The following is a 23,470-nucleotide window of genomic DNA, read 5'->3' on the forward strand; positions in this document are numbered from 1 at the left end:
TTGGTTTTCTATGATAATAAGCATATAATGTAATGTAAGTGTATGAAAGTAAGAAAATATCTGTCTTAGATTGGGGCTATAATAAATGGGTTTTGGGAATAATAATTTTTGTGCGGTAGATTTGGGATCTCACAAGATAACCGTTGCGATTGGACAACTTGCTGAAAACAACAGTATAAAAATATTAGGTGTAAGCCAAAAGCAGTCAAAGGGCATTAAACAAGGTTCTGTTATTAATCTTGAAATGGCTATAGAAACATTAAATGCAGCCTTAGATGAAGCAAAAAGTATAGCGGGAGTCGATATTAAAGAAGTCACGTTGGGTGTCAGTGCGCCTAGTATTAATGGCTTTAATTCTTATGGTTTAGCAGCTGTCGAAAATGGAGAGGTGAGCTTAGAAGATTTGGCTATGGCTATTAAGACAGCAAAAGCTGTGCCGATGTCTGCTGATACAGAAATGCTTCATGTTCTTCAGAGAGACTACATAGTTGATGGTCAGCCTGGAGTTACTGAACCAATAGGAATGTTTGCAGTAAGACTAGAGTCTAATGTACATATTATTGTTGCGTCATCTAGGATGTTACAGAATGTACGTAAATGCGTTTCAAATTGTGGTTATGCTATAGAAAACTTAGTAGTAGAGCATTTAGCAGCAAGTAGTGCGACTCTTACTGACAATGAGAAAGAAATGGGCGTTTGCCTTGTGAATATTGGTGCTGACTCGACAAGCTTTTCTGTCTTTGCTGATGGCGGTATATGTTATACATCAAGTGTTAAAACTGGTGGTAGTAGTATCTCCTCTGATATATCGAAAGTGTTTAGATTACCTATCGAGGCTGCTGAAAGCTTAAAGCTTCAATTTGGCTATGCAGCAAGTAAATATCTTAAAAATCCGGATGAAAAGATAGATATACCGAATTCATTAGGGAATGCTAAAAAGAGAATATCATTACAAGATTTATCACTTGTAATAGAGGCAAGAGTAGAAGAGATATTTGAGTCTCTATATCGTGAGTTGGATCAGAACCGTTTATTAGAGGTTATTTCTTCAGGTATTGTCTTTACAGGCGGTGGTGCTAAGCTAAAAGGATTAGCAAGACTTGCAGAGGATATGTTTAAGCTTCCTGTAAGGGTTGGTGGTCCTATAGAGGTTTCTGGTGCAAGTGAAGTTGTCCATAATCCATCATACTCCACAGTAGTTGGGTTATTGAAGTATGCTGCAGAAAATAGTGATGTAAGTAATGATCAAAATATTGATGATGATGTTATGGAGATTGATGAAAATACCACTAAGTCGAAGAAGAAAATAATATCATCAGTTAAAGGTTGGTTTTCAAATAATTTTTAAGTTAAGCAATAATGAATCGAAAGTAAAGGAGTAAATGTATGTTTGATTTTAATGATTCAATGGTCTCAAATGCCATAATTAAAGTTGTTGGAGTTGGTGGCGGTGGCGGTAACGCTGTTCAGCACATGTGTGAAGATGTTACTGATGTTGAGTTTTTTGCATTAAATACAGATGGTCAAGCATTATCAAAGTCGAAAGTACAAAATGTATTACAAATTGGTACTAATCTTACAAAAGGTCTAGGCGCTGGTGCAAATCCTGAAATTGGTAAAAGAGCAGCAACTGAAGATAGAGCAAAAATTGAGCAACTTCTAGAAGGTGCTGATATGGTTTTCATCACAGCTGGTATGGGTGGTGGAACAGGTACTGGTGGTGCGCCTGTAGTAGCTGAAGTGGCAAAAGAAATGGGTATACTGACTGTAGCAGTAGTTACTAAGCCTTTCCCATTTGAGGGTCCTAGAAGGATGAAAGCTGCTGAGTATGGTATAGATGAATTAACTCAACATGTTGACTCAATTATTACAGTACCAAATGAAAAGCTTTTAAGTGTTCTTGGCAAAGGAGCATCTCTTTTGGATGCATTTAATGCAGCAAATGATGTATTAGGAAATGCTGTTAAAGGTGTTTCTGAACTTATTACTAAGCCAGGTCTTATTAACGTTGACTTCGCTGATGTTAGAGCTGTGATGACTGATATGGGTCTAGCTATGATGGGTATGGGTGAAGCTAATGGTGAGAATAGAGCAAGAGAAGCTGCAGAGGCTGCTATTTCTAGCCCGTTATTAGAAGATATTAATCTTGATGGCGCAAAAGGTGTTATTGTAAACATAACGGCTGGCATGGATATGTCAATTGGTGAGTTTGAAGAAGTTGGTGAAGTAATTAGATCATTCATCTCAGATGAAGCTATTGTAATTGCTGGTACAGTTATCGATCCTGATATGACAGACTCTATGAAAGTGACAGTTGTAGTTACTGGTATTGAAAAAGTTGCTATGAAAAGAGGCTTTGGTGTAGAAAAGACAACTTCTAGTCAACCTCAAAGTTTCTCAAGCAAACCATCACCATCTTTCTCTAGGAATGATGATGTATCTAGCTCTTCTGCTAGTGCTCCAAAAACAGAATCTGAAGATGTTAATAAATCAGATATTCCAAGTTTCCTTAGAAGAAGATAATTTTTCTTTATAACTCTAGTAATTTAAATATATTGATATAGCCTTAAAATCTCAGTGATTCTATATCAATATGGTTTTTTGATATATATAATTTAATTTATCGATTACAGTAATTGTATTTTTGTAGTATATGATAATCTGCAAGGTTGCTACTGTCATTGCTATATTATGTTAGCTAAATTGAAGTGTTAAAATTTAATAATAGAGAGTAAATATGAAGCAAAAAACTATAACAAAAGAATTTTCGGTTACGGGTATTGGTTTGCATTCCGGTGTTGATGTTTCTATGGTTGTTAAACCTGCAAATGTCGATACTGGCATAGTATTTCGTAGAGCTGATCTTAGCCCTGTAGTTGATATCAAAGTAACTCCATCTAATATTAAAGAAGCTATAATGTGTACTTTATTAACAAAGGATGATGATCAGAGCTTATCGGTATCGACTATTGAACATTTAATGTCTGCATTTGCGATGTTTGAGGTTGATAACGTCCTTATTGAAGTAAATGCACCAGAGTTACCAGTGATGGATGGAAGCTCTTATGAGTTCACTCAGCTATTAAAAGAAGCTGGTATCGTTGAGCAAGAATCTAATCGTAAAGGTATAAAGATATTAAAGCCTGTTAGAGTTGAGCATGAAGATAAATTTGCAGAGGTTTTACCTAGTGATAATCTTAAGTATGAGTTTAAGATTGAGTGGGATCATCCTGTAATTGCTGCGACAAATGATCATATACTATTTGAGTATAACCTAGATGAGTATATTAAGATGGTTTCAAAGGCTAGAACTTTTGGCTTCTACGAGCAGCTTGCATACTTACACCAAAACAATCTTGCAAAAGGAGCCTCACTTGATAATGCTGTTGGTATTTCAAATGATGGTGTACTTAATGATGGTGGTTTGAGATATGCAGATGAATTTGTAAGACATAAGTTGCTAGATGCAATTGGCGACTTTTATGTTGGTGGTTATATACTAGGACATTTTAATTGCTTTAAATCTGGTCATACCCTTAATAATAAACTTTTACATGCTATTCTTGCTGATAAAGATGCGTGGGAATATATCTAACCCTTATAAGATTTTCTTATTATTATTATCAATAGTATATATTTAGTCTTATTGATTCATTTTTGTATAATTCCTGAATATTTATAAAAATAAGGAAATACAAAAATATGAAAAAAATAATAGTATTACTTTCTTTTGTTTGTGCGACTATAGCTTTCGCAGCAGGGGATGGCTTTTTAAGTGGAGATAAGCTTCCTAATGGTTTAGCAATATTGCCACCTCCTCCTGAAACACCTAATGAACCTGCATCAAAAGTACCTGTTCCAGTTTCAAACTTATTACCATCATTTGCAGAAGATCAGAACATATCAAATCAAATTTTTGTAGAGAGTCGTTTTTTTAATGCAAAAGAAATATCTAAAGAGAGATATAGTCAAGCTATTAATGATGCTAATACAGATCCAGATAATTTTATTAACATATTTATAGATGCTTTGCCTTTGGATTCAAATATTTCAGAAGAAAAGAAAGAGCAACTTAAGCAACTGTTAAAGAGTCATTCTGACTTTTTCCAAAAGGTTATTTATGATGGAAAAAACTCTACAACAGAGGCAAAAGACCATTATCAAAGACAGCGTCCATATGTTTATTACAGTAAGAATGTTTGTACTCATTCTGATCCTAGCACTGACCCTGATCCACACCATTCATATCCTTCAGCACATTCAACAAGGGGTATGGTTGTTGCGTATACGATAGCTGATCTTCTACCTAATTATAGAGAGCAAATTTTGACTAGAGGAATGGACTATGGAGATAGTAGAGTCATCTGCGGCGCTCATTGGAGAAGTGATGTGCAGGCTGGGAGAGTGATGGGTAATGTTGTATATAGTGCATTGAAACAAAATAGTGACTTTAAAGCTAATTTTGATGCAATAAAACAACAGGTTGATGCTTTGATATAACTTCTTTTAATCAGTTAAAATTATATCTTCATTTTTAATATCTATATTAAGGGCTTCCTTAACAAGTTTGACATTTTCATCATTATGAATTTTTTTAATAGCTCTTTGAGTTTTTATTTCAGCTGGAGACTTGCTATTAGAGTTAGCGTTAATGCTTGGTAGGTTTTTAATATCTAATCTAAAGCTTGGGTTATTCAAATATTGGCTAATAGCTGATTGAAGTTTAGCTAAACTTTGAGGGTCAAGCTCAAGAATTTTTTTTGCATCATCATTTAGCTGAATTTCATAAGATTCATCAGACTCATTAAGTAAGTGACTATTGTATGCCAATGTTTTAGTGAATCCTTTTAGCTTAATTCTTGTAAGTTGATTAAACCATTTCTTATCTAAAGATTCTTCTTGTACATTCTCCATATATGTTGGTTCAGAAGAGTTGTTTTTACTAGTTGGTATGCTATGCTGCCTTTGTGGCTGTGGCTGTGGCTGTGGCTGTGGCTGTGGCTGTGGCTGTGGCTGTGGCTGTGGCTGTGGCTGTGGCTGTGGCTGTGGCTGTGGCTGTGGCTGTGGCTGTGGCTGTGGCTGTGGCTGTGGCTGTGCGTGCAAAGCATTCTTTAGGGCTTTGATGTCATTTTTAGTCTCTGAAGAGATATTTGAGCCAGTTGTTAATAAATGGTTACTAGTTAAGTTTTTTTGGAAAGCTATTAGTCTAAGTACAGCCATTGTCACTCCAGTCTCAAAGCTAGGTGCAAGGGAGATATCCTTTTTGGCTGTGATAGTCAGTTGATATAAGAAGTGTGCTTGTTCTACTGATATTTTGCCAAGAACCTTATTGATGATATCAATATCAATATCATTTATGGCATCTAGCGACTGTGTAAAACTATAAATACAACAAGCAAACCATATCTCAGCGATTCTGTCTAATACAGCATCAGCATTACTTTCTGTAAGAGTTAAATTTTTTACAGCAGGTAATACCGCGCTTGGGTTATTTTCGATAATAGCTTCGATAATATTATAGACTTCTTCGCTGTCTATGATTCCAAGCATCTGTTTGATTTGTGCTTGCTTAAGCTCCCCACTACAAAAGCTTATGGCTTGATCAAGTAAACTTAGAGCATCTCTAAGGCTACCTTTTGCATGGTATGCGATATAGTCTAGTGATTGTTCATCAGAGCTTATATTTTCTTTATTAAGAACTACTTTTAGCTGATCCTTGATATCTGATTGTGAGATATGCTTCAGATGTAGTTGTATACAACGTGAAAGTATTGTGACGGGTATTTTATGATAATCTGTGGTTGCTAATATAAACTTGACATATTCAGGTGGCTCTTCTAATGTTTTTAGTAGAGCATTGAAGCTCTGTTTGGATAACATGTGAACTTCATCTATCAGATATACTTTATAGCGACCTTGAGACGGCATATATTGGATATTATCTAAAATCTCTTTTGTCTCTTCGACTCCTGTGCGCGATGCAGCGTCAATCTCAATCAAATCTATAAAACTATTATTATTGATTGCTAGACAGTTTTCGCACTTATTACATGGCTCTGCGGTGACGCCAGTTTTACAGTTTAGACATTTTGCTAGTAGTCTACCAAGAGTTGTCTTACCGACTCCTCGAGTACCTGTGAATAAGTAAGCATGATGGACTTTTTGTGTTTCTAGAGCATGTACTAGACTATTGAGTGCATGCTGTTGCCCTGCAACTTCTGAGAATGATTGTGGTCTATATTTACGAGCTAATGCTTGATATGACATCTGTAAATTTTTTTATTAGAAATCTTGTAATAAATGATAGCAGAGTTAGGCTAAAAGAATAAGAGAGTATTTAAATAACTTTCAATACTCTTTGTTTGTAAAATTCAGCACAAAAATATAAAATCTATACACAAATTCTAACCAATAAATATCTATAAAAATGGAATCTATAAATTATAAGATTGTATTAAAAGATCTAACGGCCCGTATTGAATCTTTACGGGACTATCTTTGACTATGATGTCAAAAAAGAAAAGCTAACAGAAGTTCTCATGGAGCTAGAAGATGGCTCTATTTGGGATAATCCAGAGTATGCACAAAACTTGGGCAGACAAAAAGTAGAGCTTGAGAATGTTGTGCACAGTTGTGAGCATATTTCAGAAACTCTAGAAACTTTGACAGAGCTACTTGAGCTTGCTGAAGAAGATGAATCTTTGATGCAAGAGATTGCTAAAGATACTCAAGATGTCACAGCTGAAATTGAAAAGCTAGAGTTTCGTAGAATGTTTTCTGGTCAGATGGATCCTAATAATGCCTTTTTGGATATTCAATCAGGTTCAGGTGGTACAGAAGCACAGGATTGGGCTGAAATGCTGATGCGTATGTATATGCGTTGGGCAGATAGTCATGGCTTCAAGGTAACCGTTGATGATGTATCAGATGGTGATGTTGCAGGTATCAAAGGATGTACGCTAAAAGTTGAGGGTGAATATGCTTATGGTTGGTTGAGAACTGAGACAGGTATTCACAGGCTAGTGAGAAAATCGCCATTTGACTCAAATAGCAAGCGTCATACATCTTTTGCATCAGTATTTATATCTCCGGAAGTTGATGATGATATTGATATAGAAATTAATCCAGCAGATCTGCGTGTTGACACATATAGAGCATCAGGAGCCGGTGGACAGCATGTCAACAAAACGGATTCTGCGGTGAGAATAACTCATATTCCTACAAATATTGTTGTACAAAGCCAAAGCGATAGGTCACAGCATAAAAACCGTGATAGTGCGATGAAACAACTAAAGTCAAAGTTATATGAAATGGAGCTACAAAAGCGTAATGCTGAGAAAAATGCTCTCGAAGATACAAAGGCTGATATTGGCTGGGGAAGTCAGATTCGTTCTTACGTTTTAGACCAGTCTCGAATCAAAGATTTAAGAACGGGTGTTGAGAATACAAATACACAAGCAGTTTTAGATGGTGATTTAGATAAGTTTATTGAGGCTAGCCTAAAAAGTGGGTTATAATAAATAGTTTGATAAATAAAGTTTCGCTACTTACTACATAGGTTGTAGCGAGCGACATGTTTTTTCATCGCAGAGATATATACAAAACCGTAGAGAATGTAATAAGGTTTAAAATGAGTAAATTAAAAGATTTAATAAAAAATTCGATTAAAGAGTATTTGGATGCTAATGATATTACAGTTAAAGACGCTGTAAGAGGTAAGCTTAGAGAGCAAGTTAGCAAATCTCTAGAAGGCATTAGTGAGATAAATGAAAGCGTAAAAGAGAAGGTATCTGTACTTGTTAAAAAACATGTAACAGATATGCAAGAAAGTTCGCAAATGGGGCTTAGGAAAGAAAAGCTTCAAACACTAGCAGATCAAAATAACGGTATCAGTCATCCAAATGGTTTTAGAAGAAATGTAGTTGCTCATGATTTACAGAATCAATATGCACATTACTCAAAACAAGAGCTAGAAGCGTTAGAAGATAAAAAAACTTATAATGTAACTGGTAGAGTGGTTTTGCGTCGTGTAATGGGTAAAGCTTCATTTATCACACTTCAAGATTATTCTGGTAGAATCCAAGTTTATTTGAAGAAGAGTGACTTACCAGAAGGTCAATATAACACATTCAAAAATCTATGTGACTTAGGTGATATAGTTGGTATCACAGGTACTATGTTTAAGACAAATACTGGTGAGCTTTCTGTTGAAGCAAGTCATTTTGAAATTCTAACAAAAGCAATTAGACCATTACCCGATAAATTCCATGGTTTAGCAGATCAAGAAATGAGATATCGTCAAAGATATGTTGATCTAATTACAAACGAAAAAGCTCGTGAAGTTTTTAAGGTTCGCTCAAAGGTTGTTAGCTTTATCCGTAATTATTTTGATAGTTTAAGCTTTATGGAAGTAGAGACTCCAATGATGCATGTTTTACAGGGTGGTGCGGCTGCAAAACCATTTAAAACCCATCATAATGCTTTAGATATGCCACTTTATCTAAGAATTGCTCCTGAGCTTTATCTAAAAAGGCTTGTTGTAGGTGGTTTTGAGCGTGTTTATGAGATAAATCGTAATTTCAGAAACGAAGGTGTTTCTTCTCGTCATAACCCGGAATTTACAATGCTAGAGTTCTATATGGCGTATGCTGATTATAATGATCTTATGGATCTAACAGAAGACATGTTGTCTAAACTTGTACAAGAGGTTATAGGTAGTGAAATACTTGAGTATGGTGAGTATAAGATTAACTTTGGTGGTAAGTATGAGCGTATTTCAATGGTTGATTCAATCGTCAAATATAATGATGATATTACCAAAGAAGATTTAGCAACATTTGAATCTGCAAAAGCACTTGCAGAGAAGCTGAAGATAAAAGTAGAAGCTTATCACGAGCTTGGTCACCTAATAAATGAAATATTTGAAGAAACTGTTGAGCATCAACTAATTCAACCAACATTTATCACAGATTATCCAGCTGTAGTTTCACCTTTAGCGCGTAGACAAGATGGTAATCCTGAGTTTACAGATAGATTTGAGTTCTTTGTTGGTGCGCGTGAGATTGCCAATGGCTTCTCCGAGCTAAATGATGCAGAAGATCAGGCGGAACGTTTCAGAAAGCAGGTTGAAGCAGCAGCATCTGGTGATGATGAAGCAATGCCTTATGACAAAGATTATATTCGAGCATTAGAATACGGTATGCCTCCTACAGCTGGTCAAGGTATAGGTATTGATAGATTAGTAATGTATCTAACGAATTCGCAATCTATCAGAGATGTAATATTGTTCCCACATATGAAGCCTGAGTAAAAAGAGTCGAAAAAAAGCTTATTAAAATCTTTATTTGAAAATATCTACAATCCAGATATCGATCCCGAAAATTTTATTCAAAAATTTGTACGTTTAGATTATAAACAAGTTGTTGATGGCCATGCGATTGATTACGAGGGCTTTATTGAGTACATCAAAAAACAACGTGAAGTTGTTGAAAGTGTTAGATTTGAGTTTGTTCATCTAGTAGAAGAGGGTGATATGGTAGCCTCTTTGCATAGAGTATATGCTAATATCAAGCTGGATAATCGTAAACTAATAGCTGAAGTTCATGCTTTCTTTAAATTTGATGAAAATATGTTAGTTTCTTGTGATGAGCGTACTAGAATTATCCAAGGCAAGCCTGAGGATGAAGATCTCGGGCGTAGAAAATAATATTTAGGACAGTAAAGTTACTAGTGATCATCATCATAGCTAGCTTTGTGAGATTTACCTTCTATAAATGAAGTAAATGCGATTAGTAGTGCAGATATTACAAATACTAAGTGGATAGCTGCTGACCATGCTAAATCTCTATCAGATGAATGAGATACTTCTAGAAACTTCTTCAAAAGAGATATTGAAGAAATACCTATAATAGAGCCTGCAATCTTTAATTTAACTGCATTTGGAGATAGCTTTTTAATCCAAACAGGTTGACCACCACCTTTTTTATCAAGGTTCATTTTACTTACGAAGTTTTCATAGCCACTTATTACTACAATTACTACAAGATTTGCTACTAGTACAACGTCACATAGTGTCAGAGCTAGTATAATAAGTTGATCTTCATCAATGGTACTATAAGCAGTAAATAAATGGTGAAGTTCATGATATATTTCGTAGATAAAGCCAAATAGAACTAGTGATAAAAGCAAATAGATTGGTGCTTGAAGCCAGCGAATTCCAAATATGAACATTTCTATTACTGATAGTATTTTATTAATGAATTTACTCATGAATCAAATCCTTATTTGTAGATTTTAAATTAACTAATCCGTAGTAAAGATATATGAGTTAAAAAATAAAAGCAACCAGCTATTATCAGATAATTTGATAAGATATAAGTAAAGATGATAGTTAAGTATAAGAGTTTACCTGTTTCTATGATGAAACTTTTTCTAATAATCTTACAATATGACTGTAGCTATTAGCTCTAGCATCATCAAGAGGAGTTTTGCCCCATCTGTCTTTAATAGTGGGATTTGCTCCTTTGCGGATGAGGTACTTGACAACATCTTCATGACCTTCAGCAGCAGCCAAGTGAAGAGCTGTTCTTTTATCATAATCTCCTTTGCTAATATCAACTCCTAATGCGACTGCTCTTTTTATTTCTGAAAGATCTCCATTACTAGCAGCCCAGATTAGTTCAAGAGTTAGGTTTGACTCTATAGTTACTCTACTCTCAATAGGATTAATTTTGTCACAATGAGTGATATGGTCATAGTTGTGAAAACTAAATTTTTCTACTAATCTTTTGCTAAACTCTACACCCCTAACAGAGTTGTGATTATTGTCCAAGCGCGGGGAAAATATTGCAAAACCACCAACATTTGGTATGGCTATAACTAATGCACCTGATACGCCTGATTTTGCTGGCAGTCCAACAGAAAATGCGTATTCACCTGAGAAGTCATACATTCCACAAGAGTACATCATAGATAAACAGTTACGAACTGTTGTCGGAGAAAAGATCTTTTTGTGAGTAAAAGGACATATACCACCATTAGCAATTGATCCCATGATTTTAGCCATTTTTTTTGCATTGATCTGAATCGAGCATGTTTGAAAGTAGAAATCTAATGATGTATGAATATTAGTACCTTCTGGAAATGCTCCAACCTCTTTCATAAAGTGAGCTAGGGCATAGTTCCTATCGGCAGTTTCTTTTTCAGAATGATATACCGCATTATCAAAACCAATAGATTCACCACCTGCTAAATTTTTCCAAACATTTGTTATGTATTCAAATCTATCTGCTAAATTCCATTCGGGTTTAATCAGTGAGCAGGTCATAATTGCGCCGGAGTTTATCATTGGGTTATGAGGTAAATCATACTTATTTAATGCGATTGCGTTAAACGTAATACCACTTGGTTCCCTGCCTACATGTTTGTGAACCTTATCCTCGCCATTTTCTTCTGTTGCAATACAGTATGTAATAGCTTTTGCAGTGGATTGTACACAATATGGGTGTAAGAAATCGCCCAAAGTAATCATTTGGCCATCAACACTACAAAAGGCAACTGCAAAAAGCTCAGAATCTACTCGCGCTAATTGGGGGATGTAGTCTGCATTTTTGCCAGACACATTCTTTTTGGTTTCTTCATAGATTTCTTTAATCTCTTTTTGGAAATCCTTAAAGTTAGGTATCATAAAGCCTTTATTGACAGATTTTTCAATGATACTACTACTACTCTCTAAGGTCATTTCCTTGAATTTGTTAAAGTCAATCTTATCTATGACCGTTAACCCATCTAGTTCAGCTCTCAGCTTTTTGGTGCGTGGATCATCACTAGCTATACCAGCATCATCTAAAATGGCTAATACATCAGTTTTTGTCAAAAAACCATCTTTATCACTAATAGCATTAAAGATATTTGCATAGTAGTTTTCATTAGTAGCTCTAGCTCTAATCATTTTTGTTTTCATTTAGATATGTTTTAAAGATTGTATGGATTTTATTTTACATAAAAAAAGAGAGATTTAATATATAGAAACGCTTAGGCTAGTTAATAGCAGCGTTTGCTAAAGCCATAGCAACTACATATGGATCAGAGTTCGCACCAGGCCTTCTATCTTCAAGGTAGCCATAACCCTTAAGAGCAACAGGTCTAGGGATTCTAATAGAACAGCCTCTGTCAGCATCTCCGACACTAAAAGTACTCATATCAGATGTTTCTAATTCGCCTGTTAACCTTTCGTGAAGATTATGTCCATAGTTTAGTATGTCTATTTTATGATTTTTTTCTAATGAAGCGCATATTTTCTTAATCGCTTCTCTACCTGTTTCTGGATCTCTTGTTTTACTTGTAGAGAAATTTGTATGAAGACCTGCACCATTCCAGTCACCTTTGATAGGCTTATTATCAAATGAAATATCTATACCATACTCTTCACCAAGTCTTTCTAAAAGCCATCTTGCTAAATGTGTATGATCAGATATGTTCAGTATTCCGGCATCTTCGCCTTCGACACCTCTGTAACCAATTTGGAACTCCCACTGTCCAGGCATAACTTCAGCATTGATACCATAAAATAGTATTCCGGCGTCTAAACAAGCTTGCATATGAGCCTCTACTAGATCACGACCATAGGCTTTGCTATTACCAGCGCTACAGTAATACGGTCCCTGAGGTCCAGGGAAACCATTAGCAGGCCAACCTAATGGACGACCATTCTTGAACATTGTATACTCTTGCTCAAAACCTGCCCACATATCTTGACAGTCTGTACTAGCTAGTAAATTTCTTAGCTTAGCTCTATTATTAGTGGCATGTGGAGTCTCTCCATCTGGATTATAGACTTCGCACATAACAAGGTATCCACATTCTCTCAGTGGATCGATTACAAAGTTAACGGGCTTTAAAATACAGTCCGAATTATCACCAGTAGCTTGATTTGTAGAGGAGCCATCAAAACTCCACTCAGGGAAATCGTCAGCTGTCTCAAAATCTTTAAATGGTAAAACTCTTCCTTTAGACCTAAGACCAGGTACAGGATCTGAACCATCAATCCATATATATTCAGCGGTCACTACTTTCATATCTTTAACATATTCCTTAACATTGATTGATTAATCCTGATTAATAATATCAACTGTCTAAAAAAAGTAAATAATACTTATAGCTTAACAATAAAAAAACTCAAAACTGAACTAGAAAGTTTCAAAAATTATTTCATTGAGTTTAAGTCGGATATTACCTTTTTTTGCGCCTTTGATGTATAGGTCAACTTCTAGGCATTTTTCAAAACCTGTAGATATTTTGTCGATACTAACTCTATTAGCTAAACTGATGTAGAATTTCTGCTTTGAGGGCCAAATATTATTATCCTTGAATATCTTTTGATGATATGTCGGTTGAGTGTTTTTAAGTTGAGAGATTATTCTAAGCTCTCTTTTGATAGCCCATAGTATTAAGGGAGGTTTATCATTTTCAGCTAAAATGCTATTTAGAATTTTTAGGGCTTTAGTTTTTTGTTGGGATAAAATGGCCTCAGATAAATCAAATATATCGAAACTAGCATGTTCATGTATAAATGGGCGAATTGTATTTTCATCAAAGTTTTGGACTTCTTGACGAGACAATAGTTTGATGATTTGTTTAGAGGCAATGAGATTACCTTCTGTTTTTTGGACTAGTAGTTGAATAGCACTTTTTGTAAGAGTTAGCCCCAGTTGTTTAGCTTCATAGTCTATTATGTTTATAGCATTATCTATGTTGGGTTGAAAAATACGTATGTGTACAGCTCGATGCTCCAAGCTCTGGAACCATTTAGCTGAGATATTTTGTTTTTTCATGCCATTGAAAACCAATAGATAAATATTATCATCTTCATTTGATAGTTTATCAACTAAAGCCTGTTGGAGCTTTTTTTGAGGAGGTTTATCAAAGCTAAATTGAATAAGCCTATCCATAGCAAACAAGCTTAAACTATCAACTTCACCATACAAGACATCTAAGTTTTGCTCATTTAAATCATGATATGAAATTTCATAACTCTTTGCTTTAAACTGATCTGTTATTTTTTCTATAATATTATGCTTTTGTAAAGGTTCATCACCTGTGATTATGAAAAGCTTATATTCTGTTAAATCGTTTTTTTTGAGTAGATCAAAATAACTTAGTTGCATAATATTAAAAAAGTTTAATTATAGTTAAATATCATGGTTAGTTTACTATACTGGGTAATGGATAAAAAATTAAAAGTGAATAATATGAGAAAAATGTTATCAATAGCTGTGGTTTTGCTTGCAGTGTTATTAACTGGCTGTGTAACAAAACCTGATAATATTAAGCCTGTGGAGAACTTTCAGGCAGATAAATATTTAGGTAAATGGTATGAGATAGCTAGATTTGATAATAATTTTGAAAAGGGCATGACAGAAGTATACGCTGAGTATAGCTTAAACCCAGATGGTTCGATAAAAGTGGTAAATAGTGGAGTTACACCGTCAACTGGTAAGAGAAGTTATGTAACAGGTATCGCTGAATTTGTAGATGAAGATGATAAGGGATATCTCAAAGTATCTTTCTTTAGGCCATTTTATGGAGCTTATGTAGTATTCAAGCTTGACGATGACTATAAGTATGCCTACGTTGCAGGTGCTAATAAGAATTATTTATGGCTATTATCAAGAACTAAAACTGTGCCACAAAGTGTCAAAAATGATTTCGTTAAAAAAGCTAAGGCACTAGGTTTTGATACTAATAATTTAGTGTGGGTGAAACAGTAGTTGTTTCTTAGAAAAATAGTCTTGTAATCTTTTATTTCTTCATTTTTAATCACCGCCAAAAAAGCTAGAATATAATTACGTGTATCCAAGTTATTTGAAAATGAGAAATTTAGCAAATTTTGATAAATTTGATTTTGGTTGGTTAGTTGTCAGTATTGGTATGGCAGTAGGTGCCGGTATTGTATTGGTGCCTGTGAGTGTTGGGGTTGTAGGTTTTGTAGTTTTTGTTGTCTCAATACTAATAGCTTACCCTGGTATTTATCTATTTCAAAAGCTATACATAGAGACTTTGTTTGCTACAAAGCAACCAAAAACATATAAGGACACTGTAGCTGAATTACTAGGTAGTAAATGGGCAATTTTTTTAGGAGCTGTATATTTATTGATGATGTTAACATGGACTATTATATATGCTGAAGTTGTTGCAAAATCATTAGCAGCATATTTGTATATGTTTGATATTAGTTCAAACCCGCATCTGGAACAAAATGCACTATATAGTGCTTTACTGATGATTGTACTGATATTCACTGGAATGAAAAGTCAGAAACTATTTGTACGAGTATCAACTTTTTTGGTGTTTATATTAATTGTAGCGATTATCTTGGTGTCTATATCTTTGATTCCACTGTGGTCACTTAAGAATGTTGTCGAAATGCCAACAGATACTGGCGAGTTCGTTGCTAAGAGTATTATTATGTTACCATTTTCTTTGACATCGATATTATTTATTCAATCTCTAAGCCCTATGGTAATTGGCTATCGCAAGTATTATGGTAATAAAGATAAGGATTTTGTTTTATCTAAAACTTTAAAAACCATGACTTTAGCATTTGTGATCTTGGTTATTATTATTGGTTTTTATGTTTTATCATTTTCGCTAGTTATTCCTAGAGCTGATGCATTAGAGGCAACACAAAATAATCAATCAGCATTTATACTTTTAGAGAAACAGCACATATCAAATATGCTGATATATACATGTGGAATTATTATTAGCTTATGTGCTATTTTGACATCTTTTTTGAGTGTGTTAGCAGGTATGGAGGAATCCCTAAAAGGCTTGCTGCGAAATAGTGCTATCAAATTAGGGCTAAAAGAGGACTCAAAGGGTATTTTTAGTCTAAATACGCTTGTGATAGGAATAATTTTTTTAATGACATGGCTTTCAATAGTTTTTGATGCTCCTGTATATAAATTGGTACCTTTATCTGGTCCTGTCTTTGGTATATTGGGTTGCTTAGTGCCAGCATATATTGTTTTTAAAACACAGAGTCTTGAGAAATGTCGAACTAAAAGTATCTATTTTGTTATTTTTGTTGGAATAATATTAGTGATATCGCCATTGTTGACATCGGCATTATCTTAAAATTAGTGACTATATAATTAGAAGATGTAAATCGATAGATATAAATAGGATAAAGAATTAATGTCTAAAATGTCTCATTCCTGTAAAGACCATAGTGATGCCTGCTTTGTTAGCAGCGTCAATAACTTCTTGGTCATTCTTTGAGCCACCTGGTTGGATTACAGCAGTTGCACCAGCTTTGATACACTCTTCTAAACCATCAGCAAATGGGAAAAAGGCATCTGAAGCTACAGCAGAACCTTTAGCACCTTCATGAGCTTGTGCTTTTTCTGCTCCAATTCTAGCAGAGTCAACACGAGACATTTGCCCAGCGCCGATACCGACTGTTTGAGTATCTCTAGCATAAACAATAGCGTTAGATTTGACATATTTAACAGCTTTCCATGCAAACATAAGATCAGCCCATTCTTGCTCAGTTGGCGCTCTATCTGTAACTACTTTGCAGTCTGCTATATCGACACCGCCATTATCATAAGATTGAGATAGTATACCGCCATGAATGTTTTTGCTAATCATGCGCGATGATTTTGTATCAAAAGCTTTGCCTGTCTCTAGTACTCTAAGGTTCTTTTTAGCAGCTAAGATTTCAAGAGCTTCTTGAGTGTAGCTTGGGGCAATTATTACTTCTAGGAACATTTTGCCTAGAGCTTCTGCAAATTCTTTGTCAACCTCGCAGTTAAAAGCAACAATGCCACCAAATGCGGAAACTGGATCACAAGCTAGGGCTTTTGTCCAAGCTTCATAAGCATTTTTACCAGATGCGATACCACAAGGATTTGCATGTTTGATAATCGCACATGAGGGTTCTGAGTATTCACAAACCATTTCAAATGCACCATCAGCATCGTTTAGGTTGTTGTATGATAGTTCTTTACCTTGTAGTTGCTTAGCATTTGTAATGCTTATACAGTCAGTATCAGTAGAGTATAAGGCTGCTTTTTGATGAGGATTTTCACCATATCTTAGTACTTGCTTTAGAGTTCCTACTGAAAATAATTTTTCTGGGTACTCTTCATCAAGTTCCTTGCTAAACCAATTTGCAATATGGCTATCATACTCAGCAGTATGGGCAAATGCTTCTTTGGCAAATTTACGACGAGTAGCTGGAGTCGTTTGACCGCCATTATCTGCCATTTCCTTTGCAACTATTTCATATTGGTTAGGGTTGGTTACGATAGTTGTGTGCTTATGGTTTTTTGCGCATGAACGTACCATTGATGGCCCACCTATATCGATATTTTCGATACAAGTGTCAAAGTCAGCGCCTGATTTAACAGTATTAACAAAAGGGTATAAGTTAACTACAACCATGTCTATTGCACCGATATGATTATCTGTCATAGCTTGTAGATGCTCTGAGTTATCTCTATCTGCTAAGATGCCACCATGAATTAGTGGGTGAAGAGTTTTTACGCGACCATTCATGATTTCTGGGAATTGGGTGTGATCAGATACATCTTTTACATTTAGCCCAGCTTCTTTAAGGGTTTTTGATGTTCCACCTGTTGAAAGTATTTCGACATTATGTTTTCTTAACTCTTTGGCAAATTCAACAATACCCGTTTTATCAGATACAGATATTAGAACCCTTTTTATTTTTGACATGATTTTTCCTTGTTATTGGCGTGTTAAAGCTTAAAATTAAAATCTTATTATAACAATTTTAATCACAAAATCTCAGTCAAAACGCTTTTGTTTATCAGATATTTTACTAGTAAAATACTCACTAATATATTAGTATATTTAGTATCAAAACTTTAATCTTTAGATATTCAATTTAATATGTCAAATATTGTAATCGTTGGTGCACAGTGGGGCGATGAAGGCAAAGGTAAGATTGCCGATACATTAGCCGAAAAATCAGATCTAGTTGTTCGCTATCAAGGTGGTAATAATGCTGGACATACTCTGGTCGTAAATGGTAAAAAAACATTCCTTCATTTAATTCCTTCAGGTGTTTTGCATAAGCACACAAAATGTGTAATAGGTCATGGTGTAGTTGTTGATCCAATAGCTCTAGATGCAGAAATTACACGTTTACAAGATACAGGTATTGAGATATCTGCAGATAATCTATTTGTCTCAGAATCCTGTACGGTTATTACTTCATATCACAAGCTTTTAGATGCTGTTAGAGAAAGTAGTACTACTGAGAAAATAGGCACAACTGGTAAAGGTATTGGACCTGCGTATGAGGACAAAGTATCACGTAAAGGTATCAAATTTAAACATTTATTTGACAAAGATGTTTTAAGATCAAGATTAGCACTTTCATTGTCAGAGAAAGAGACGTTATTTAGAGATCTTTATAAAGTTGAGTATCCGTCTTTAGAAGAAGAGTTTGAGAGATTGTATACATTAGGTCAAAAGCTTCAACAGTATTCAGCTGATACTTTCTCAATAATTGATCAAGCGATTGCTGCAGGTAAAAATGTTGTATATGAAGGTGCACAAGGAGTACTTTTAGATATTGATTATGGTACATACCCATTTGTAACATCTTCAAGCACATCTGTAGCTGGTGTGTATTCAGGTGCAACAACTGCAGGACATAGTCTTGATCATGTAATAGGTATCACAAAAGCTTATACTACTAGAGTTGGTGAGGGTCCTTTCCCTACTGAGTTATTTGATGATGTGGGTAGCTTTATTCAGAAGAAAGGCGGTGAGATAGGTGTAACTACGGGCAGAACACGTAGATGCGGTTGGCTAGACTTACCATTACTTAAATACTCGGCTAAATGCTCAAATCTTACATCTATAGCTTTGACAAAAGTAGATGTGCTTTCAGACTTAGACACTCTAAAAATATGTATAGGTTATAAGTATGAAGGCAAAGAAATATTCTGTGCTTATCCAGGCATAGATCTATACAAGGTCGAGCCTATATTGGTAGATATGGAACCGTTCTCTCTTGATGAAGTTGTGACGAAAGAAAATATGCCAACTGCTCTTAAAACATATTTAAGAACTATAGAAAATCATATTGGTATTCCAATATCCTCATTGGCTTATGGCCCATCTAGAGAACAGATTTTATTCTTTGAAGATTATTTCAAAAAAGGTTAATTATGAGTTTTGCTAAAGATAATACAGAAGTATATATAAGTGCTGAGCAGCTAGAAACAGAGATTACAAAGCTGGCTAATAAAATAAATAAAGATTATGCAGGTCAAGAGATTGTATTGATTTGTGTACTAAAAGGCTCATTTATGTTTTTTGCAGATCTAACTAGGAAGCTAGAAGTTGATCTAAGAACTCACTTTGTGACGGCTTCGTCTTATGGTTCTGGTACAGTTAGTTCGGGTAAGGTAATCTCTACTATTGGTTCTTTGAAAAAAGAGTATATCCAAGGTAAAAATGTAATTATAGTCGAAGATATCGTGGATACTGGACATACTTACCATAAGCTTATGGATGGTATAACTGAGCTAGAACCAAAGAGCTTGAAATTTGCGACTTTACTATTCAAACCAGCTAGGCTAGAAAGAGAAGTAAACCTAGACTATATATGCTTTGAAATTGAGGATAAGTTTATAGTTGGTTATGGTTTAGATTATAATGATAGATATCGCCAGTTGCCATATATTGGTATCATGAAAGATACTAAGTAAGAGGATGACATTATTTCTTGAACACTAAAAACTTTATCGGAAGATTAATGTTAGTTACTATATTCATGTTTTTTGTGATGATGGTGACAGCTAGTTACAAGTGTTGTCATAATTATCAGCATAATAGGGATTAATAGTAGCTTTTTCATATGTATTCTCCTCTTAATTCTTGATAAGCACATAATGTATAATCTTTAATTAAAATTAATTTTAAAGACCATATAATGATAATAGTTAATTATCTATAGATATACAAGTTATTTACTATTAAGATGATTTTTTCAAGATTTTGAATTGTAGTTAGAATTTGCTTAGATGATTATTTAAAAATACCCACTAACAAAAGTTTCTCTCAAGAAATCTTCAGCAAGCTTCCAGGCTCTTTTATTTGATAGTTTGTTAAATACTGTACCAAACTCCAGATCATTAGCATTAGGGTTTGTAAAGGCATGATACGTATTACCAAAAGTATGTAATTGCCATTCAGCCTTGCGCATATCCATCTCTTGCTGGAATTTATTGACCTGCTCTGGTGATACCATAGGGTCATTATAGCCGTGTAGTACTAATATCTTTGTATCTATGTTTTGTTCTTTGACGATGTTGGATTCTAGTAATCCATGGAAACTAACAGCTGCTTTTAACTCAAAGTTCGATCTAGCCATATCTAGGACACATCGACCACCAAAGCAGAAACCTATTGCAGAAATACTTGATTTATCAACACGAGGCATTTTTCTAACAACATTAAATGCTGATCTCAGCCTAGTCATCAGTGCATATTTATCCTCTAATAGATTATTCATAAGAGCAGAATTTTCTTCTTTAGAGCTACCTACTTTGCCCTCACCATAGATATCTATAGCAAATCCTAGGTAGCCTCTTTTAGCCATCGCTATAGCTTTCTCACAAGCAAAGTTGTCTCTACCTGCCCATGTTGGAGCAACTAATACTGCGGGTAAGTGCGCACCTCTATCAGGGTATGCACAGAAACCTTTCAATAAAACACCGTCTCCACGATACTCAACTTCTTTTGTTATTATCATCTTTTATATTAAATCTACTAAAACTAGCATAATTATAATGGTAAATAAGGCATCGGTATAGTCACAATTTGACAGTTTAGCAAAAATTAATAGAATTTGTTTTTTATGATACTTATCAGATACAAAATACAGATAATAGTAGTAATGAAAAAACTAATAGGAACATCGATATAATAAGCTGCAATAATTCCAGACCAAACCGTCAAGATGGATATCGCTGTACTAAGAACTATAGGTTTATAAAATCCATCAACCCATTGAGTAGCAATCGCAGCAGGACCTATAAGTAGTGAGAATACTAACAATATACCAACAATCTGGCAAGCCATAGATACAGTGATTGCTATGCATATAAATAATAGTATAGACAAAAATTTATTTGAGATTCTCTTTGATTCTGCAAATACGGGGTCAATAGATGATATGAATAACGGTCTAGCAATCGCAGCTAGAAGAGCTATGGTGAATATAGCTAAGGCAAGCAATATATAAATCTGCTCTAAAGTTACAGTCAGAATATTACCGACAAGTATAGACATTACAGAACCTGAGTAGCCACTTTGATATAAAAATAGGAAATATGTACCAAGCCCTAAAAAGAAAGTTAGAACTATACCTATTGCAATATCGTTCTTTTTGATTTTATCGCCAAAAGCACCCATGAGAAGACCTGCAATTAGATTTATAGCAAGCTGTCCAGTCATGGCAGATAAGTTTAGAAGAACAGCTCCGGACGCTCCTGTAAGGCTAATATGCCCTAGTGCATGAGATGCAAATGATAATCTTCTAATAATTACAAAAAAACTAATAATCCCGCAAATAAGAGCAATTATAGTACCCGCTATAAAAGCATAAATCATAAAAGTATAGTTAAACACAGATATCCTCCTGTAGACATGGTAACTCATTGCAGTAATGGCATTGTCCGTCTTTAAAATGAATAAATGCATCTAATTGAGAGCTAATCTCTTTCATGTCATGAGAGATTAGTAGTAGTGTGATATTTTCTTGTTTATGAATTGCTCTCAAACAACTTAGGAATCTTTGCTTTGCATCTGGATCAAGATCAGATAAAGGCTCATCTAATAGTAATACTTTTGGGTTGTTTATAAGTGCTTGAACTAAATATATACGTTTTTTTTGACCACCAGAAAGATTTTTAAATGGCTTGTGAATATAATCTTGAGTTTGTGTCAAGGTAATCAAGTAGTCTAGTTTTTCTCTGAAATTTTTATTAAATAGAGGTAGCCCCCATGAACTAGGCTTGTAGCTATATTTTACGAGTGTGTAACCCGATGTTTTTTCTTCAAAGTTTATTTCTCTCTCTTGTGGTATGTAGCTTATAGTATTGATATCAACTTTCTTTTCATTAATAGTTATAGACCCTGAGAAGCTTGGTATCTTGCCTAATAGTGTTTTAAAAAAGGTTGATTTACCAACACCGTTTTTACCTACTATACCTACCCAAGCATTTGAGGGAATCTCGAGATTAAGAGGTTGTGTGATTGGTTTATCGTAGCCAATCACTAAGTTTGAACATCTTATCATTTTATTGGTTTGCTTTATCTAGAGCTTCAGCAGTTTTTTGCAGTGTTTTTACCATCCATGTAATAGCATCTTCATTTGTAGGCATTGTTTCTGTAATACCAACTACTGGTATATCGTTTTCTTCTGCTAGTTCTAACATTTTATTAGTGACATTATCAGTAACTTGCTTATTATAGAAAAGAACTTTAACTTCTTTATTTAAGAATAAGTTTTGATAATCAACCATCATAGTAGGACTCGGTTCAGATTCATTCATTATTACCCACTGGAATGCCAAACCCTTCATGTCTAAGTTTAAAGCATCTGACATATAGCCAAACAGAGGCTCTGTGGCTGTTACAGGTGTGTCTGCACTAGACTTCTTAATTTGACCAACTAGGTTATATACTTGCTGGTACTTATGATTAAAATTAACTAGGTTTTTTTCAAATAAGTTACTATCAATACTATCTTCTTCAGAGAATGTTTCCTTTAGTTTTTTTGCTAGAGCAGGGAATGTATCAGGATCATACCAAAGGTGTGGATTAATACCAAATTTTGGAGTCTCTGGATAGTTTATGAGGTCCTGTACCTTAATGATTTTGGCATGTTTATTGCTTTGAATAATAGGTGTGATCCAAGAGTCGTAATCAGCACCGTTGTAAATAATTACATCAGCTGATGCTAAGAGTTTAGCGTTCTTAACTGATGATATAAAAGTATGCGGATCGCCATCAGCATTATTTATGATATTAGTAACTTTGACATTACTACCGCCTATAAGCTGAGCTATACTTCCATATTGGTTTTCAGCTGCAACGACAGTTATATCGTGAGATCCTTTAGTAGTTTGGGGTTTAGTGGAATCTTTTGTTAGAAAGTTGACTGCTACAAAAGCTATAATGACTATCGCTACAGCTATAGCAATTACTAATTTTTTCATATCTTAATGTAAGTTCAAAATTTTATAACAAATAATAGATTAAAAAAAAGTTAGAGTAAAGCAGTATATATTTTAGTTCTCTGTACACGATAATTTTTTCATATTTTAAGTTCCTTAGTAGTTTTATTGAATATTTTGAGACACAAGGAGAAATCATTGCTATAAAATCCAATTTTTTGAATAGCATTTACAATCATGTCTAG

Annotated in this window: 21 protein-coding genes; 11 read left to right on the plus strand and 10 right to left on the minus strand. The window is 34.6% G+C overall.

Translation table 11 applies throughout. The features are described from left to right. Positions 1 to 85 precede the first annotated feature (85 nt). The 4 genes from ftsA (at position 86) to F3D57_RS06440 (ending at position 4,500) form a co-directional block, all read left to right on the plus strand. Complete coding sequence (gene ftsA, locus F3D57_RS06425) at positions 86 to 1,348, plus strand: cell division protein FtsA (protein ID WP_146421674.1); 1,263 nt, start codon at positions 86 to 88, stop codon at positions 1,346 to 1,348. Positions 1,349 to 1,386: 38 nt separating this feature from the next. Then, a complete protein-coding gene (gene ftsZ, locus F3D57_RS06430) occupies positions 1,387 to 2,523 on the plus strand; it encodes a cell division protein FtsZ (protein WP_150465620.1) in 1,137 nt (378 codons plus the stop codon). A 214-nt stretch (positions 2,524 to 2,737) separates the two neighbouring features. Then, positions 2,738 to 3,595, plus strand: a complete 858-nt coding sequence (lpxC, locus tag F3D57_RS06435) for a UDP-3-O-acyl-N-acetylglucosamine deacetylase (RefSeq protein ID WP_150465621.1) — start codon at positions 2,738 to 2,740, stop codon at positions 3,593 to 3,595. A gap of 107 nt (positions 3,596 to 3,702) precedes the next feature. Next, positions 3,703 to 4,500 carry a phosphatase PAP2 family protein gene (locus F3D57_RS06440; RefSeq protein WP_150465622.1) on the plus strand — a complete coding sequence of 266 codons (798 nt, stop codon included), beginning with the start codon at positions 3,703 to 3,705 and terminating at the stop codon, positions 4,498 to 4,500. Positions 4,501 to 4,506: 6 nt separating this feature from the next. Here the strand turns inward: F3D57_RS06440 and dnaX are convergent, their stop codons facing one another. Then, positions 4,507 to 6,267, minus strand: a complete 1,761-nt coding sequence (gene dnaX / locus F3D57_RS06445) for a DNA polymerase III subunit gamma/tau (protein WP_150465623.1) — start codon at positions 6,265 to 6,267, stop codon at positions 4,507 to 4,509. A 160-nt stretch (positions 6,268 to 6,427) separates the two neighbouring features. On the opposite strand from dnaX, the gene prfB reads away from it, so the two are divergent. The 3 genes from prfB to F3D57_RS06465 all read left to right on the plus strand — a co-directional run bounded on the left by prfB (position 6,428) and on the right by F3D57_RS06465 (position 9,706). After that, positions 6,428 to 7,517 (plus strand): peptide chain release factor 2 gene (gene prfB / locus F3D57_RS06450; protein WP_150465624.1). Its coding sequence is split into 2 segments (ribosomal slippage): positions 6,428 to 6,499 and positions 6,501 to 7,517, totalling 1,089 coding nucleotides; the frame shifts between segments, so codons are not numbered across the junction. A 113-nt stretch (positions 7,518 to 7,630) separates the two neighbouring features. After that, the gene (gene lysS, locus F3D57_RS06455; RefSeq protein WP_411961502.1) at positions 7,631 to 9,310 is read left to right on the plus strand and encodes a lysine--tRNA ligase; all 1,680 of its coding nucleotides are present in this window, start codon (positions 7,631 to 7,633) and stop codon (positions 9,308 to 9,310) included. A 222-nt stretch (positions 9,311 to 9,532) separates the two neighbouring features. After that, on the plus strand, positions 9,533 to 9,706 hold the full coding sequence (locus F3D57_RS06465; protein WP_150465626.1) for an RNA-binding protein: 174 nt from the start codon (positions 9,533 to 9,535) through the stop codon (positions 9,704 to 9,706). A gap of 20 nt (positions 9,707 to 9,726) precedes the next feature. Here F3D57_RS06465 and F3D57_RS06470 read toward each other — a convergent pair whose 3' ends face one another. The 4 genes from F3D57_RS06470 to holA all read right to left on the minus strand — a co-directional run bounded on the left by F3D57_RS06470 (position 9,727) and on the right by holA (position 14,165). Beyond that, the gene (locus F3D57_RS06470; RefSeq protein WP_013921953.1) at positions 9,727 to 10,269 is read right to left on the minus strand and encodes a TIGR00645 family protein; all 543 of its coding nucleotides are present in this window, start codon (positions 10,267 to 10,269) and stop codon (positions 9,727 to 9,729) included. 145 nt (positions 10,270 to 10,414) lie between these two features. Then, positions 10,415 to 11,962 carry a glutaminase A gene (glsA, locus tag F3D57_RS06475; RefSeq protein WP_150465627.1) on the minus strand — a complete coding sequence of 516 codons (1,548 nt, stop codon included), beginning with the start codon at positions 11,960 to 11,962 and terminating at the stop codon, positions 10,415 to 10,417. 76 nt (positions 11,963 to 12,038) lie between these two features. Continuing rightward, entirely contained in the window at positions 12,039 to 13,076 is a 1,038-nt protein-coding gene (locus tag F3D57_RS06480; protein WP_149369099.1) for a glutamine synthetase beta-grasp domain-containing protein, read from the minus strand. Positions 13,077 to 13,187: 111 nt separating this feature from the next. After that, positions 13,188 to 14,165, minus strand: a complete 978-nt coding sequence (gene holA, locus F3D57_RS06485; RefSeq protein ID WP_150465628.1) for a DNA polymerase III subunit delta — start codon at positions 14,163 to 14,165, stop codon at positions 13,188 to 13,190. A gap of 84 nt (positions 14,166 to 14,249) precedes the next feature. Between holA and F3D57_RS06490 the strand changes: the two genes are divergently transcribed. Together F3D57_RS06490 and F3D57_RS06495 are read left to right on the plus strand one after the other, a co-directional pair. Further along, positions 14,250 to 14,768 (plus strand): lipocalin family protein, encoded by a 519-nt coding sequence (locus F3D57_RS06490; protein WP_150465629.1) that lies wholly within the window; start codon positions 14,250 to 14,252, stop codon positions 14,766 to 14,768. 100 nt (positions 14,769 to 14,868) lie between these two features. Then, positions 14,869 to 16,137 carry an aromatic amino acid transport family protein gene (locus tag F3D57_RS06495; protein ID WP_150465630.1) on the plus strand — a complete coding sequence of 423 codons (1,269 nt, stop codon included), beginning with the start codon at positions 14,869 to 14,871 and terminating at the stop codon, positions 16,135 to 16,137. A 57-nt stretch (positions 16,138 to 16,194) separates the two neighbouring features. On the opposite strand, the gene purH is transcribed toward F3D57_RS06495, so the two are convergent. Next, the gene (gene purH, locus F3D57_RS06500) at positions 16,195 to 17,742 is read right to left on the minus strand and encodes a bifunctional phosphoribosylaminoimidazolecarboxamide formyltransferase/IMP cyclohydrolase (RefSeq protein WP_150465631.1); all 1,548 of its coding nucleotides are present in this window, start codon (positions 17,740 to 17,742) and stop codon (positions 16,195 to 16,197) included. 177 nt (positions 17,743 to 17,919) lie between these two features. On the opposite strand from purH, the gene F3D57_RS06505 reads away from it, so the two are divergent. Together F3D57_RS06505 and hpt are read left to right on the plus strand one after the other, a co-directional pair. Next, the gene (locus F3D57_RS06505) at positions 17,920 to 19,206 is read left to right on the plus strand and encodes an adenylosuccinate synthase (protein WP_150463490.1); all 1,287 of its coding nucleotides are present in this window, start codon (positions 17,920 to 17,922) and stop codon (positions 19,204 to 19,206) included. Positions 19,207 to 19,208: 2 nt separating this feature from the next. Beyond that, on the plus strand, positions 19,209 to 19,751 hold the full coding sequence (hpt, locus tag F3D57_RS06510) for a hypoxanthine phosphoribosyltransferase (protein ID WP_150465632.1): 543 nt from the start codon (positions 19,209 to 19,211) through the stop codon (positions 19,749 to 19,751). Between the two features lie 323 nt (positions 19,752 to 20,074). Here the strand turns inward: hpt and F3D57_RS06515 are convergent, their stop codons facing one another. From F3D57_RS06515 to F3D57_RS06530, 4 genes are all read right to left on the minus strand, one after another. Further along, on the minus strand, positions 20,075 to 20,797 hold the full coding sequence (locus tag F3D57_RS06515) for a dienelactone hydrolase family protein (RefSeq protein ID WP_150465633.1): 723 nt from the start codon (positions 20,795 to 20,797) through the stop codon (positions 20,075 to 20,077). Positions 20,798 to 20,883: 86 nt separating this feature from the next. After that, positions 20,884 to 21,747 carry a metal ABC transporter permease gene (locus tag F3D57_RS06520; protein ID WP_150465634.1) on the minus strand — a complete coding sequence of 288 codons (864 nt, stop codon included), beginning with the start codon at positions 21,745 to 21,747 and terminating at the stop codon, positions 20,884 to 20,886. After that, positions 21,668 to 22,345, minus strand: coding sequence for a metal ABC transporter ATP-binding protein (locus F3D57_RS06525; RefSeq protein ID WP_150465635.1), 678 nt, complete (start codon positions 22,343 to 22,345; stop codon positions 21,668 to 21,670). Before F3D57_RS06525 ends, F3D57_RS06520 begins: the two co-directional genes overlap by 80 nt. Position 22,346: 1 nt before the next feature. Further along, positions 22,347 to 23,267, minus strand: coding sequence for a metal ABC transporter solute-binding protein, Zn/Mn family (locus F3D57_RS06530; RefSeq protein WP_150465636.1), 921 nt, complete (start codon positions 23,265 to 23,267; stop codon positions 22,347 to 22,349). Positions 23,268 to 23,470 lie beyond the last annotated feature (203 nt).

This window comes from Francisella sp. SYW-2, assembly GCF_008711475.1.
Classification (GTDB): Bacteria; Pseudomonadota; Gammaproteobacteria; order Francisellales; family Francisellaceae; genus Francisella; species Francisella salimarina.

Coding starts and splice junctions, on each gene's coding strand:
- dnaX (WP_150465623.1), bottom strand. CDS start 6,267: ATGTCATATCAAGCATTAGCTCGTAAATATAGACCACAATCATTCTCA.
- ftsA (WP_146421674.1), top strand. CDS start 86: ATGGGTTTTGGGAATAATAATTTTTGTGCGGTAGATTTGGGATCTCAC.
- purH (WP_150465631.1), bottom strand. CDS start 17,742: ATGTCAAAAATAAAAAGGGTTCTAATATCTGTATCTGATAAAACGGGT.
- F3D57_RS06525 (WP_150465635.1), bottom strand. CDS start 22,345: ATGATAAGATGTTCAAACTTAGTGATTGGCTACGATAAACCAATCACA.
- lpxC (WP_150465621.1), top strand. CDS start 2,738: ATGAAGCAAAAAACTATAACAAAAGAATTTTCGGTTACGGGTATTGGT.
- F3D57_RS06440 (WP_150465622.1), top strand. CDS start 3,703: ATGAAAAAAATAATAGTATTACTTTCTTTTGTTTGTGCGACTATAGCT.
- F3D57_RS06490 (WP_150465629.1), top strand. CDS start 14,250: ATGAGAAAAATGTTATCAATAGCTGTGGTTTTGCTTGCAGTGTTATTA.
- ftsZ (WP_150465620.1), top strand. CDS start 1,387: ATGTTTGATTTTAATGATTCAATGGTCTCAAATGCCATAATTAAAGTT.
- F3D57_RS06505 (WP_150463490.1), top strand. CDS start 17,920: ATGTCAAATATTGTAATCGTTGGTGCACAGTGGGGCGATGAAGGCAAA.
- lysS (WP_411961502.1), top strand. CDS start 7,631: ATGAGTAAATTAAAAGATTTAATAAAAAATTCGATTAAAGAGTATTTG.
- glsA (WP_150465627.1), bottom strand. CDS start 11,962: ATGAAAACAAAAATGATTAGAGCTAGAGCTACTAATGAAAACTACTAT.
- holA (WP_150465628.1), bottom strand. CDS start 14,165: ATGCAACTAAGTTATTTTGATCTACTCAAAAAAAACGATTTAACAGAA.
- F3D57_RS06465 (WP_150465626.1), top strand. CDS start 9,533: ATGGTAGCCTCTTTGCATAGAGTATATGCTAATATCAAGCTGGATAAT.
- F3D57_RS06495 (WP_150465630.1), top strand. CDS start 14,869: ATGAGAAATTTAGCAAATTTTGATAAATTTGATTTTGGTTGGTTAGTT.
- hpt (WP_150465632.1), top strand. CDS start 19,209: ATGAGTTTTGCTAAAGATAATACAGAAGTATATATAAGTGCTGAGCAG.
- F3D57_RS06480 (WP_149369099.1), bottom strand. CDS start 13,076: ATGAAAGTAGTGACCGCTGAATATATATGGATTGATGGTTCAGATCCT.
- F3D57_RS06530 (WP_150465636.1), bottom strand. CDS start 23,267: ATGAAAAAATTAGTAATTGCTATAGCTGTAGCGATAGTCATTATAGCT.
- F3D57_RS06520 (WP_150465634.1), bottom strand. CDS start 21,747: ATGCATTTATTCATTTTAAAGACGGACAATGCCATTACTGCAATGAGT.
- F3D57_RS06470 (WP_013921953.1), bottom strand. CDS start 10,269: ATGAGTAAATTCATTAATAAAATACTATCAGTAATAGAAATGTTCATA.
- F3D57_RS06515 (WP_150465633.1), bottom strand. CDS start 20,797: ATGATAATAACAAAAGAAGTTGAGTATCGTGGAGACGGTGTTTTATTG.